The organism is Piezobacter thermophilus (assembly GCF_055386745.1).
Genome location: NZ_AP042380.1, coordinates 787,657 through 800,783 on the forward strand (window position 1 = coordinate 787,657; position 13,127 = coordinate 800,783).

General features: G+C 67.8%; 10 protein-coding genes and 1 pseudogene. 5 read left to right on the top strand and 6 right to left on the bottom strand.

Annotated features, from left to right (window positions below; all coding sequences use genetic code 11):
- Nucleotides 1-29: 29 nt before the first annotated feature.
- Entirely contained in the window at nucleotides 30-767 is a 738-nt protein-coding gene (locus ACZ5CM_RS03735) for an IS1595 family transposase (protein ID WP_464641375.1), read from the top strand.
- A gap of 42 nt (nucleotides 768-809) precedes the next feature.
- Here ACZ5CM_RS03735 and ACZ5CM_RS03740 read toward each other — a convergent pair whose 3' ends face one another.
- From ACZ5CM_RS03740 to ACZ5CM_RS03760, 5 genes are all read right to left on the bottom strand, one after another.
- Nucleotides 810-1,394 (bottom strand): carboxymuconolactone decarboxylase family protein, encoded by a 585-nt coding sequence (locus tag ACZ5CM_RS03740; protein WP_464641377.1) that lies wholly within the window; start codon nucleotides 1,392-1,394, stop codon nucleotides 810-812.
- 151 nt (nucleotides 1,395-1,545) lie between these two features.
- A complete protein-coding gene (locus ACZ5CM_RS03745; protein WP_464641379.1) occupies nucleotides 1,546-2,868 on the bottom strand; it encodes a phenylacetate--CoA ligase family protein in 1,323 nt (440 codons plus the stop codon).
- A gap of 65 nt (nucleotides 2,869-2,933) precedes the next feature.
- Complete coding sequence (locus ACZ5CM_RS03750) at nucleotides 2,934-4,523, bottom strand: DmsC/YnfH family molybdoenzyme membrane anchor subunit (RefSeq protein WP_464641381.1); 1,590 nt, start codon at nucleotides 4,521-4,523, stop codon at nucleotides 2,934-2,936.
- Nucleotides 4,520-7,276, bottom strand: a complete 2,757-nt coding sequence (locus ACZ5CM_RS03755; RefSeq protein ID WP_464641383.1) for a molybdopterin-dependent oxidoreductase — start codon at nucleotides 7,274-7,276, stop codon at nucleotides 4,520-4,522. The genes ACZ5CM_RS03750 and ACZ5CM_RS03755 overlap by 4 nt, the downstream gene beginning before the upstream one ends.
- Nucleotides 7,277-7,291: 15 nt before the next feature.
- A complete protein-coding gene (locus ACZ5CM_RS03760) occupies nucleotides 7,292-7,699 on the bottom strand; it encodes a thioesterase family protein (protein ID WP_464641384.1) in 408 nt (135 codons plus the stop codon).
- Nucleotides 7,700-8,016: 317 nt separating this feature from the next.
- Here ACZ5CM_RS03760 and ACZ5CM_RS03765 point away from each other — a divergent pair.
- The 4 genes and pseudogenes from ACZ5CM_RS03765 to nadC all read left to right on the top strand — a co-directional run.
- A pseudogene (locus ACZ5CM_RS03765) lies at nucleotides 8,017-8,208 on the top strand (biotin synthase BioB); the annotation flags it as partial.
- A gap of 114 nt (nucleotides 8,209-8,322) precedes the next feature.
- Nucleotides 8,323-9,372, top strand: coding sequence for a quinolinate synthase NadA (nadA, locus tag ACZ5CM_RS03770; protein WP_464641386.1), 1,050 nt, complete (start codon nucleotides 8,323-8,325; stop codon nucleotides 9,370-9,372).
- Between the two features lie 7 nt (nucleotides 9,373-9,379).
- Nucleotides 9,380-10,948: an L-aspartate oxidase gene (locus ACZ5CM_RS03775; protein WP_464641388.1), complete on the top strand. Its 1,569-nt coding sequence runs from the start codon at nucleotides 9,380-9,382 to the stop codon at nucleotides 10,946-10,948.
- Nucleotides 10,945-11,802, top strand: coding sequence for a carboxylating nicotinate-nucleotide diphosphorylase (gene nadC / locus ACZ5CM_RS03780; protein ID WP_464641390.1), 858 nt, complete (start codon nucleotides 10,945-10,947; stop codon nucleotides 11,800-11,802). Before ACZ5CM_RS03775 ends, nadC begins: the two co-directional genes overlap by 4 nt.
- On the opposite strand, the gene ACZ5CM_RS03785 is transcribed toward nadC, so the two are convergent.
- Nucleotides 11,790-13,121, bottom strand: a complete 1,332-nt coding sequence (locus ACZ5CM_RS03785) for an MFS transporter (protein WP_464641392.1) — start codon at nucleotides 13,119-13,121, stop codon at nucleotides 11,790-11,792. The two genes, nadC and ACZ5CM_RS03785, sit on opposite strands and share 13 nt — an antisense overlap.
- Nucleotides 13,122-13,127 lie beyond the last annotated feature (6 nt).

Below are 13,127 nucleotides of genomic sequence, written 5' to 3' on the forward strand. Positions count from 1 at the left end.
GGAGAATTTCGGAGCGCAAATTCCGCGATTTGCTTCGGCTTTTTGCCCTCGACATCACAGCCGACCGCGCCGCCCTTCTCACCGGGCTCAGCCACAACACGACGGCCCGTCTTTACACCCTCCTGCGCCGACGCATAGCCGAGCTGGCCGAGGCCGACTGCCCCTTCCAGGGCCAGGTCGAGATCGACGAGAGCTACTTCGGCCCGACCCGCCAGCGCGGCCGTCCGGGGCTGGGCCGCGGGCGCGGGGTCGCGGGCAAGGTGCCGGTCTTCGGCATCCTTGAACGCGGCGGAAGGGTGCACTGCCAGATCGTGCCGGGGCTGGGCCGCGGGCGCGGGGTCGCGGGCAAGGTGCCGGTCTTCGGCATCCTTGAACGCGGCGGAAGGGTGCACTGCCAGATCGTGAAAAACTGTTCGAAAACAACGCTTCAGGCGATCATCGAGGGCCGCGTCCACCTCTCGGCCGAGATCAGTTCCGACGGGTTCCGCAGCTATGACGGGCTGGTCGAGGCAGGCTTCAGGCGCCACCACAGGATCAACAAGTACTGGCAGCGCGACCGTGCCATCTTCTCCGAAAACGGCGTTCACATCAACGGCATCGAGAGCTTCTGGAGCTACGCCAAGCGCCGTCACGCCAAGTTCAACGGGCTGCGGAAAACCTCTTTCCCGGTGGTCCTGAAAGAGACCGAATTCCGCTTCAACAACCGTGAAAACGACCTCTACAAGATCCTGCTCAGATCGTGCAGAATGAAACCGCTCAGGCGCTGAGCTTGTATAGACCCTTCCGGCAAGAGGAAGTGCGGGCGGTGGTCAGCCCGTGCCGCCGGCATCCGTGTCACCGGATGCGGAGGTGATCGGGCGCAAGCAGAATCCCTGCGCCGGGACGTCGAGCGCGGCGTTGAACTTGCTCGACATGTTCTGGAACGCGATCAGGCCGCACAGCTCGGTCAGGGCGTCTTCGTCGAAGTGACGCAGAAGGCGTTCGATCAGTCCCCTGTCCACGCTGCGGTCGGTGAAAGTCATTGCCTCGGCCAGCTCCAGCGCCAGTCGCTCGAGCTCCGAGAAACATGATTGTGCCCGCCAGTCGGACAGGAGCGCGACCTTTTCTTCGGGCACGCCGCGTCCGAGCAGGACCGAGGCGTTGATGTCGATGCAGAAGGCGCAGTGGTTGATCTGGCTCACGCGTACCGTCACCAGCGACCGCAGGGCAGGGTTGATCGGGCTGCGCCGCCGGTTGAGCGCGCCGTAGAGCAGTGCCACGCCGATGAAAACCAGAGGCGAGCGCGCCCACAGCATTCCCGGTTCCAGGACCTTCCCGTAGGTCTTCTTCTGCTTCCGGAAGAACAGGCGGACATACCACGGATATTGCGACGATGGTTTCGGCGATATGTACATTGACATGCCTTTCCCGCGAATGTGTGGCCGCGCGCTCGGCCGCATTTGAACCGATCCGGAAGGGCCGGATCAACCGGGGCCGGGGGCGGCATGTCACCAGGTCGCGATGCCGGGGCGCAGCCAGCCGTGTGTTGCGCGCCGGTTGCGCGGATCAGCGTTCGTCGATGACCCGGACGGCCTTCCCCTGCGAGCGGGGAATTTCACCGGGCCGCCGGGCATGGACTTCGCAGGTGATGCCGATCACCGACTTGATATGGTGGCGGGCCTCGGCCGCGCGGGCGGCAAGTGCCTCGGGCGCGGCGGGAGTGTCGGGCAGAACCTCGATCTCGACCGCGATTGCCTCCATCGCGCCGTCGCGGTAGCGGCGGATCTGGTAGTGGGGGGCCAGCCCTTCCAGCCCGACGAGGACCGCCTCGATCTGGCTGGGATAGACGTTGACGCCGCGGATGATCATCATGTCGTCGTCGCGCCCGGTCACCCGCATGATGCGCAGATGCGTCCGCCCGCAGGGGCAGGGATCAAGCGACAGGCGGGTGATGTCACGGGTGCGGTAGCGGACGATCGGCATCGCCTGTTTGGTCAGCGTGGTGATGACCAGTTCGCCCTCTTCGCCCGGGGCGCGCGGTTCCAGCGTTTCGGGATCGATGACCTCGAACAGGAAGTGGTCTTCCCACCCGTGCAGCCCGTCGCGGGCCCGGTCGCATTCGCAGGCCACGCCGGGGCCCATGATTTCGGACAGCCCGTACACGTCCACCGAGCGGAGTCCCAGCCGGCGGTCGAGTTCGGCCCGCATGGATTCCGACCAGGGTTCGGCCCCGAACAGGCCGCGGCGCACGGGCAATGACGCGATGTCGACGCCCATGCGCTGGGCCACTTCGGCGATGTTGAGCGCATAGGAAGGGGTGGCGCACAGCGCGGCGGCGCCGAAATCGGCCAGCAGCGTCACCTGCCGCTCGGTGCCCCCGCCCGAGACCGGTACCACGGTGCAGCCCAGGCGCTCGGCCCCGTAATGGGCGCCCAGGCCCCCGGTGAACAGCCCGTAGCCATAGGCGTTGTGCACAAGATCCCCGGGGCGGATGCCGGCGCAGGCCATCGAGCGGGCCATCAGGTCGGCCCAGCGGTCGAGGTCGCCGGCGCTGTAGCCCACGACCGTCGGCTTGCCGGTGGTGCCCGAGGAGGCGTGCACGCGCAGGACCTTGTCCAGGGGCAGGGCGAACATGCCGAAGGGGTAGTTGTCGCGCAGGTCGTCCTTGACGGTGAAGGGGAAGCGGCGCAGGTCGTCCAGCGTCTTCAGATCTTCGGGCGCCACGCCCGCCTTGTCGAAGGCCGCGCGGTAATGGGGCACCTTGTCGTAGGCATGTTTCAGCGACTGGCGCAGCCGGTCAAGCTGCATCTCGGCCAGCCTGTCGCGGGGCATGGTTTCGATGTCCCGGTCGAACATGAAACCTGAATCGGAGCGGTCCTTGTCCAGCATCGTTATTTTCCTCCCTGACCTTTTGTTCCCTTGTTCCGGCTGCTGCCGGGTGGACGCCGGGCGGGTCAGGCCCGCGCCCAGCCGGGCCGGATACCCGCTGCGCTGCGACCGGCGCCGCGTGCGGGCATGCGTTCGATCGCGTATCCCTGGTTGTAGGCGGCGCGGGTGATCAGCCGGTACTTGAACATCCAGCCGATGGCCGCCGCGATCATCCCCGCCAGTGCCGCCAGCCACGTCGCCGGCGCGGCTGGCAGGGCGGGGATCAGCGCCACCGCCGCCAGCGCCAGCACCAGGGGCTCGGCCGGGGAGCCAAGCCCGGTTGCCGCGTCATCCAGTGCCTGCAGGGCCCGTGTCGGTGCGCCGGCCCGTCCCAGCGCGCCCCGGTAGCGCCGCCAGGCGGCAAGCCGCAGCGCCGCCAGCGCCAGCAGGGCCAGCACCATTCCCGTCACCGGCCCGATGCCGGCGCCCAGGGCGGCGACGTTCCACAGCCCCGCGCCCTCGGTCAGGCCGGTGAGGAAGATCAGCAGCACGATTTCCGGCCGCCGCCAGGCGGGGATGCCCTTGGCCGCGCGCAGGATCCGCCCCTGGCAGTAAAGAAAGCCCAGCCCCGCCGCTGCCGCCGCCAGCCCCAGCGGCCATGAGCCGGTGAGCCATGAAAGCCCGCCTAGGGCGAAAAAGGCGATGCCGGCCCAGGCCTCGCGTGACATCCAGCTGCTGGCCGGGTTGCGGAAGGCGTTGAGGAACCGCAACGGCCGGCCGATTTCCAGCCACACGCAGAACAGCCCTGCCGCCACCAGCGCCAGGGCCACCAGCGCCGCCGCCCACAGCACTGGCGCGAACAGCCCCCCCACCATGGTTGCCGCGAACAGCCCGGTGCCCGTGCCGCCCAGGGTGAAGTTGGCCGCCGCGCGCCAGTCCCAGTTGCGTTGCAGCTGCGGCGAGACGGCGGCCAGCCCCACCGGGTCGGGCTCCATGGGGGCGGGTTCGATCGGGGTCGCGTCGGCGATTGCGCCGTCATAGAGGTAGTAGAAGCCCGGCCCGTTGCCGAGCTCTTCGTGCATGCGGAAATGGCGGTGCGTGCGCAGCAGCTGCGAGACATTGCTGTCCGGGTCGTCGAGATCGCCCATCTGCAAGGCCCCGGAAATGCACGAGGCCACGCAGGCCGGCGTGGCCTCCATGTCCACCCCCGGCGTCAGCCCGGCGGCCAGCCCGGCGTCGATGCGCTCGACACACAGCGTGCATTTCTGCGCCACGCCCAGCCGGCGGGGATCCTCGCGCTGCTTTTCATGGCGCATCCGGCGGCCGGGGCCATAGGCCGAGGCGGGCTCGTCCACGCGGAAGCGGGCCTGGTAGGGGCAGGCCACCGCGCAATAGGCGCAGCCGATGCAGATGTCGTAGTCGATGGTCACGATCCCGTCGTCGCGCTTGCGCGTGGCGGTCGAGGGGCAGACCTCGCGGCAGGAGGGTGCGTTGCAATGCATGCAGCCCACCGGCAGGAAGGCGCGGCGCACTTCGGGGAAGGCGCCGACCTCGAAATCCAGCACCTTGCGCCACTGCACCCCCGGCGCGGTGGCGTTGGCGTGCTTGCAGGCGGCGGTGCAGGTTTGGCAGCCCACGCAGCGGTTGAGATCGACAACGATCGCCCAGCGGGTCATGGCCGGCCCTCCCCGTCTGCCGCGATCCTGCGCACCGCCACCCGCACCAGATCGGCGCCCGAGCCGGTGGCGTCGGTCAGCTCCAGAGACATCGGGGTCAGCGCGTTCATGGAAGGCGTGGCCAGATCCCGGGCGAAGGGCGTTTTCCAGTGATCGAACTGGCCGATCATCAGCAGCACGTCGGGGCGGATGCCGTTGCGCAGGATCACCGCACCGGTGGTGCGGCCCAGGGGCGAGACGATCTCGACCCGCTCGCCCTCGGTGATGCCCAGCCGCTGCGCGGCCTGCGGGTTCATCACCACGCCGCCATGGCCGGCGACATTGGCGGCGACCTCGTGAATCATCTGGATGCCGACATTGCCGCCCCAGGAATACTGCATCGAGCGGGCGGTGATCAGCCAGAAGGGATAGTCCTCGATCTTCACCCCGAACCGGCGTTCAAGAGCGCCCTCCCACAGCGCGGGCAGGTCCTGCCAGTGCGGCAGCGCCTCGTATTCGCGCAGCTGCGCGTCCCACCAGTGGATCCCCGCCTCGTGCAGGCGGGCGCGCAACTCCTGGCCGATGCGCAGAAGCCGCTCCTGATAGGGCAGCTCGAAGCGCAGGCCCTTTTCCACCATCACCGGGTAGAGATACCACCTCTCGCGCGGGAAGGGGCGGGTGAGGAAGCCGTGCTCGCGGAACCATTCCAGCCCCCGGTCCTCGCGCCCGTCGGTGATCTCGGCGCTGGCGGCGCGGCAGGCGCGATCCCAGATCTCCTCGACATCATGTTCGGTATCGGGGTCCAGAGAGAAATCCCAGCCCTCGCCGCGCAGGGCGATGCCGGCGGCGCCGCGGTTGATGGCCTCGTTATAGGCTTCGAGGATCCCCGCCCCCTTGGCCAGCTGCGTCGCGATCCAGGTGAAATCGCGCGCCTCGCCCATCGGCGCGGCGGCCGGGTCGCGCAGGGCAAAGCCCTGGTGGTCCCAGAACTGCTCGACATATTTCGACCCGCCGATGCGGATCAGCTGCAGCCCTTCGAGGTCGGTGCATTCGGGCAGCAGCACATCGGCCATGTGGTTGGTTTCGTCATGGGTCCAGGCGAAGCAGACGGTGAAGGGGAATTTCGCCATCGTCTCGCTCACGGCGTTCGTGTCCCAGAACGAGATCGCCGGGTTGGTGCGGTAGATGAACCACACATCCGGCAGGGTGGGGGGCGGCAGATGGTCGAAGCTCTGCCCGTGCTGGGCCATCCAGGCCAGATGGGTCGGACCCAGGGCCTGGCTCCAGGGCGAATTGGCCGCCAGCGGCACCAGCGCCTGATGGGCGTGGCGGGCCACCGGGTGGTCGGCCCATTCGCCCTTGCCGGTGCGGTTCATGGGATAGTTCATGAAGCCGTCCGGCCCCGGCACCACCGAGGACCAGCGGTTGTCGGCGGGGCGGTTTAGCCGCACCGTGGTGCCCAGCGTGCCGCCGGGCACCTCCAGCCCGCCCACCAGAACCGCCATCACCGTCCGCGCCCAGGCGCATTCATAGCCGCCCCAGCCGTTCGAGACCGTCTTGCCCAGCGAAATCGCCACCGGCCGGAAGGGCAGGGTGCGCCCGTTCACCTCGATCGTCTCGCCGACATGGGCATGGTCGAGAAAGTCGCGCGCGGTGCGGCGGATCACCTGCGCATCCACGTCGCAGATGCGCGCGGCCCATTCGGGGCTGTAGGGGCGGACATGCTCGACCAGATGGGAAAAGGCCGTCCGGCAGGGGGCCGCGTCATGGCGCCATTCGGCATCGTCGGGGCCGATCTCGATCCCCGAGACAGCAAACTCGCCCTCCAGTGCCGGGTCGGTGTCGGGGGTGTCGAAGGGTACCGCCGCGCCGCGCCGCAGATCCCAGATCAGCGGTTTGCGACTGTCCGCATCGCGCATGTAGAAGCCGTTCGGCGCCACCAGATAGGGCGAGGAGCTGCGCTCTTTCAGGAAGGGCAGGTCGAGGCGCTCGCGTTCGGCCTCGTGCAGAAGCACATGGATCATGGCGAACATGAAGGCCGGGTCGGTCTTGGGCCGGATCGGCACCCATTCGGCCGAGCAGGCGCCGGTGACGGACAGGTGCGGCTCGACCTGCACGCGCTTCACGCCACGGTCGCGGGCATCGGCATGGCGGCGCACGCCGCAGACCCCGCCCGAGGCCTCGACATTGGCGCCGAAGGAGATGATCATCTCGACCAGCGGGGTATCGGGCGAGACCGTGAAGGCGCGGTGCCAGAATTCGCCGTAGAGGTGCTCGGAGTGGTAGCACTTGACCCCCTGGCCACTGCCGAAGCTCATGTCCACGGGGCCGCCCCAGGCCTTCAGGAAGGCGGGGAAGGTGCCCATGTAGACCGTCGAGGTGCCGCCCCCCCCGAAGCTGGCGGCCAGCCGCGGATAGCCGCTTTCGTCGGTCAGGCCCTTGTGGCGGATCTCGCGCAGCTTGTCGCAGATGAGCTCCAGCGCCTCGTCCCATGTCGCCTCGCGCCAGCGCGGATCCTCGTCGCGCCCCTTCTTCGGGTTGGTGCGGATCATCGGTCGGGTGATGCGGTGGGGGGTGTTGGTCTTCTGGATCAGGCCGAAGGCCTTGACGCAGACCTTGCCATGGGCGGGGTGGATTTCGGCCGCCGCGCCGTTGGGGCGGATCTGCACCGGCACCCCGTCGATCACGTCCACCTTCATCAGGTCGGGGCCGGCCACGCATTGATAGCAGTAGGAGAAGACGCTTTTCGTGATGGTGCCGGCATGGTCCTTCATGGTGCGGGCCCCCTTCTATGCGCCGGCGAGGCTGGCGGCCTTTTTCAGCAATCGCTGGCGGGTCTGTTCCACATCCACGATGAAACGTTCGTGGCGCCCCTTGCAGATCCGCTCCACCGCGTCCGAGGCGGTGACCTCCAGCGCGATCCTGCGCCCTTCGGCCTCGACGACGGTGACAGTGATCGTCACCTCCATGCCCAGCGGCGTCGGCGCCAGGTGGGCGATGTTGACCAGGGTGCCCACGGAATCCTTTCCCTCGGGCAGGCGGGCCACGATCATGTCGCGGCAGGTGTGTTCGATGTCGCGCACCAGCGACGGGGTGGCATAGACCCGGCATTCATCGCCCATGAAGTCGATGGTTCGCCCGGCATCCACCGTGACGGTTCTGGTTTCGCTGTCTCCGACCTTGAGTTGACCTGTCATCAGATTGCCTCCTCCCGGCGTCGAGAACTTAACAGGTATATCAGTACTATTATGCAGGTTTATGCGCGGAAATGCCAGATTTTTGTGAAAATCCATTCTGTTAGAGTATTTCAGAGTAATCTTTTTGCGCAGTTTGGAGTTACCGATTTGATTTTTAATGGTAATATTTGTAACAAATCCGGATCCGCCCGGCGGCATGGGTCCGGCCATGCATTTTTCGCGGGCTCCGGTGCGGCGGCGATCCGGCCCGGCACCGTTGCGCGATTCGAAAATTGCTCTTCGCGGTGCCAGGCTTTTCCCGGGCCTGTGTCCGGCGCATGCGCCTGTCGGCGGCCCGCACGGAAATGAGTGACGAGCTTCAGGCGATGTGCTTCTTTGCCGGCGCCAGTTCGCTGTTCATGGGCGATACGCTGCTGACCGCCGCCAATCCCGAAGCGGACAGGGACGCGGCCCTGTTCCGGCGCCTGGGGCTGACGGCGATGGAGGCGTTCGAGGACGGAACCCGGTGATTGGCGGCTGACCTCGCGTCATTGTGGCTCATCGTCCGGTTGCTTTTCCGGGTGGGCTTGTGCCCGGAATGCCGGTATTGAACGCGCCGATCTCGAAGACAGGAGATGTGAACGGTGTTCGACCTTGCTCACGTTCGTTCCGAGTTGTCCGAATGTTACGATCTGGCGCCCTCGCCGGAACTGGCGGCATCCATGCAGGACATCTATGCGCGCATGGAACGCGTGGTGCCTCCGCCGGACTGGGCGGTTTACGCCCCCTACGTGAAGGCGATCAACGAACTGAAGAAAGAGCGTGGCGCGGTCATCCTGGGCCACAACTACATGACGCCCGAAATCTTTCATGGCGTGTCCGATTTCGTTGGCGACAGCCTGCAGCTGGCGATCCGGGCGACCGAGGTAGAGGCCGATGTGATCGTGCAGGCGGGCGTGCACTTCATGGCCGAAACGTCGAAGATCCTCAGCCCCGAAAAGACCGTGCTGATGCCGGACATGGGGGCGGGATGCAGCCTTGCCGAAAGCATCACCGCAGACGGCATCGAAGAGATGCGCGCCCGTTATCCCGGTGCGCCGGTGGTGTCCTATGTCAACACCACGGCCGAGGTGAAGGCGGCCTCGGACATCTGCTGCACCTCGGCCAACGCGGTGCAGATCGTGGATGCGCTGGACGCCGATACCGTCATCATGACGCCTGACCAGTATCTGGCGCAAAACGTGGCCGCCCGGTCGAAGAAGAACGTCGTGTTCTGGCCCGGCTCGTGCATCGTCCATGAACTCTATACCGCCGAGGATCTGCGCGCCTATCGCGAACAGGATCCCGAGGTGAAGATCATCGCCCACCCCGAATGCACCCCCGAGGTGGTGGCCGAGGCCGACTTTACCGGTTCGACCGGCGGGATCATCAGGTGGGTGCACGAGAACAGACCCGCCCGGGCGATGCTGGTGACCGAGTGTTCGATGGCCTCCAACATTGCCGACGAGCTGCCCGAGGTGGATTTCGCGCGGCCCTGCAACATGTGCCCGCACATGAAACGGATCACGCTGGAAAAGATCCTCTACGTGCTGCACAGCATGGAGAACCGCGTGGAAATCGACGCGGCCATTGCCGACAGGGCGCGCCAGTCGGTGCAGCGCATGATCGATCTCTCGCGCAGGCTGGGCCTGTGACCCGCCGATGAAGGAGGTCCGCACCGATCGAGTGGTCATCGTCGGGGCCGGGCTTGGCGCGCTTTACGCCGCGTTGCAGCTGGCGCCGCGTCCGGTGGTGCTGATTTCGCCGGACCGGCCCGGAGAGGGGGCCAGCTCGGCAATGGCGCAGGGCGGTATCGCGGCCGCCGTGAGTCCCGGCGACAGCCCCGAAAGACATGCCGCCGACACGGTGCGGGCCGGTGCGGGAACGGTGGATGCGCAGGTGGCCGCGCTGGTGGCGCGCGACGCCCGCGCGCGCATTCTCGACCTGACCCGAAGGGGTGCGCCGTTCGACCGGACGGCGGATGGCGGATATGTCGTCTCGCGCGAGGCCGCGCACGGTCTTGCCCGCGTCGTCCGGGTCCGCGGCGACCGGGCCGGTGCGGCGATCATGCGGGCGCTGGTCGACGAGGTACGCCGCTGCCGCTCGATACAGGTGCTGGAAGGGGTGGAAGCGGTTGCCCTGGATTGCGCGTCCGGCGATGTCAGCGGCATCGCCATTCGGCGCACCGGCAACCCGCCCTCGGCCCCGGTCATGTTGCGTGGCGCGGCCTTCCTGCTGGCGGGGGGTGGTTCGGCGGGGCTTTATGCGCTGACCACCAATCCTTCGCGGATCAGGGGGCAGGTGATCGGCATGGCCGCGCGCGCCGGCGCGGTGATCGCTGATGCCGAATTCGTCCAGTTTCACCCGACCGCCATCGACGTGGGCGAAGATCCGGCGCCGCTCGCCTCCGAGGCGCTGCGCGGCGAAGGGGCGGTTCTGGTCAATGCCGAGGGCGAACGGTTCATGCAGGCGCTTCACCCCGATGCCGAGCTGGCCCCGCGCGACATCGTTGCCCGCGCCGTGCATGCGCAGTGGATGGCGGGCCGGCGCCCGATGCTGGACACGCGCGCGGCGCTGGGCGGGCGGATCGGCACGTTTTTCCCCGCCCTGTCCGAGGCCTGTGCCCGCAACGGGATCGACCCGGCGCGCGAGCCGATCCCGGTGGCGGCGGCGGCCCATTACCACATGGGCGGAATCGCCACCGACAGCGAGGGGCGCGCCAGCCTCGACAACCTGTGGGTCTGCGGCGAGGCCGCCTCGACCGGGCTGCACGGCGCCAACCGGCTGGCCTCGAACGGGCTGCTGGAGGCGCTGGTCTTTGCCCGCATCTGCGCCCGCGGCATCATGGATGCAGTTTCGCCGGCCGCCACGGCACCCCCGGTCGAGATCCGTTTCGAACCGGGAGGGCGCGCGCCCGACCCGCGGGCGGTGGCCGAATTGCGCCGGACCATGACCCGCCTTGTCGGCGTGGTGCGCACGGCTGACGGGCTGCGCGAGGCGCTGCGCCGGATCACCGCGCTGGAAAATGCCCATCCCGACTGCCCGTCGTTACGCAACATGTGCGCCACGGCGACGCTGATCGCGGCTTCGGCCCTGCTGCGCGAGGAAAGCCGCGGCGCCCATGCCCGCGCGGATTTTCCCGCAACGCGGCTCGGTCCGGGTCGGCGATCTCGCATGACCCTGACCGAGGCGCGGGACGTACGGGCGCAACTTTGCGAGGACGTTTCATGACTCACGCCACCCTTCCCGATTTCATTCTGGAACCGATCGTCCGCAATGCACTGATGGAGGATCTGGGCAGCCATGGCGACGTGACGACCCGCGCGGTCATTCCGCCCGGCACCGTTTGCGCGGCCCGCCTGAACGCCCGCGAGGACGCGGTGGTGTCGGGAATGCAGGTGGCGGCGCTGGCCTTCCGGCTGATCGATCCGGGGCTGGACATCGTCACCCGGATCGGGGACGGGCAGCCCTGTCGCAAGGGCGATACGTTGATGGAAATCGCCGGTCCGGCGGCCTCGATCCTGTCGGCCGAGCGTGTGGCGCTGAACTTTGCCGGCCGCCTCGCGGGGATCGCGACCCTGACCGCGGCTTTCGTCGCCCGAACCCGGGGCACGCAGGCCCGCATCACCTGCACCCGCAAGACCACGCCGGGGCTGCGCGTGGTCGAGAAGCTGGCGGTGCTGCACGGCGGGGGGGCCAACCACCGTCACTCCCTGTCGGATGCGATCCTGATCAAGGACAACCACATCGCCGCCGCCGGCGGCGTGCGTGCGGCGCTGGAGGCCGCCCGCGCCCGTGCCTCGCACATGATGGCGGTCGAGATCGAGGTGGACCGGCTGGAGCAGCTTGAAGAGGTTCTCGCCACCGGTGGCGCCAGTGCGGTGCTTCTGGACAACATGGACAACGACACGCTGCGCGAGGCGGTCGGAATGGTTGGCGGTCGCCTGAAAACCGAGGCCAGCGGCAATGTCACGCTGGACCGGATTGCGGAGATTGCCGCCACGGGCGTGGACTACATCTCGTCCGGGGCATTGACCCATTCCGCCCGCTGCATCGACCTGGGCCTGGATTTTCAGGACCCGTAGGGAGCGCTCCGGCCGGACCCGCCATCGCCGCGGCCGGGGTGGGCGGCGGGGATGGGCTGTGCGGTGAAGCGGTCGAATCTGCGGATCGCCAGGTGCATCCAGATCGCGGTGCCCGCCACGACGAAGAACAGCAGGATGAAGGGCGTGCTCCAGATCCCGCTCGTGTCCAGCAACAGGCCGAAGGCCACCGGCAGGACGAAACCGCCCAGGCCTCCGATCATGCCGACAAGGCCGCCTACAGCCCCCACATGCCCGGGGTAGTAGACCGACACGTGCTTGAACACCGCGGCCGAGCCCAGGCTCATCACGAAGCCCAGCACCACGCTGAGTGCCACGAACACGCCCAGCGGCACGCGCAGGTTGAATTCGATCACGCCGCCGGTCGCCTGCAGTGCCAGCCGGCCTCCGGGAAGGCCCATCACGAACAGCGCCACCAGCGAGACGAAAAACGACAGGTAGATCACGTTGCGCGCCCCCCAGCGATCCGAGAATACGCCTCCGAGGATGCGGAAGGCTGATCCGGGCAGGGCGAACAGGCCGGCCAGCGTGCCGGCGGTGGCCAGGTCCACCCCGTGCGCGCCCATGTAGTAGCGCGGCAGGAACGAGGCCAGTGCCACGAAGGCGCCGAAGAAGAAGAAATAGTAGAACGAGAACCGCCACACGCGGGCATCCTTCAGCGGCGCCAGCTGCCGGGCAATGGATGGTCTGGCCTCGGGGTTGGCGCGGCGGCGGGCATGTTCGGGGTCGGTGCGGGCCAGCAGCAGGAACCCGATCCCGGTCAGCGCCAGCACGGCGGCATAGATCCGCGCGGTTCCCTCCCAGCCCAGCGCCAGCACCAGTACCGGCGCGACGAAGCTGGTGAGTGCCGCGCCGATGTTCCCGGCGCCGAAGATACCCAGTGCGGTGCCCTGTCTTTCCTTCTCGAACCAGCGCGCCACATAGGTCACGCCGACGATGAAGGACCCCCCTGCCAGCCCCAGCCCCAGCGCCGCCAGCAGGAACACCGCATAGCTTTGCACCAGCGTCAGCAGCCACACCGCCGCCGCCGTCAGCAGCATCTGGGCGGGGAATACCACCCGCCCGCCAAAGCGTTCGGTCCACAGCCCCAGGAACAGGCGGCTGACGGATCCGGTCAGGATCGGGGTGGCAACCAGCAGGCCGAACCGGGTATCGTTCAGCCCCAGCTCTTCCTTGATGCTCACGCCGATGATGGAAAACAGCGTCCAGACGGCGAAACAGACGGTGAAGGCGAAGGTGCTCAGTGCAAGGGCGCGATACTGCTCCGGGGCGGGGGCAGGGGCGGGTCGGTTTGCGGTCATGGTTCT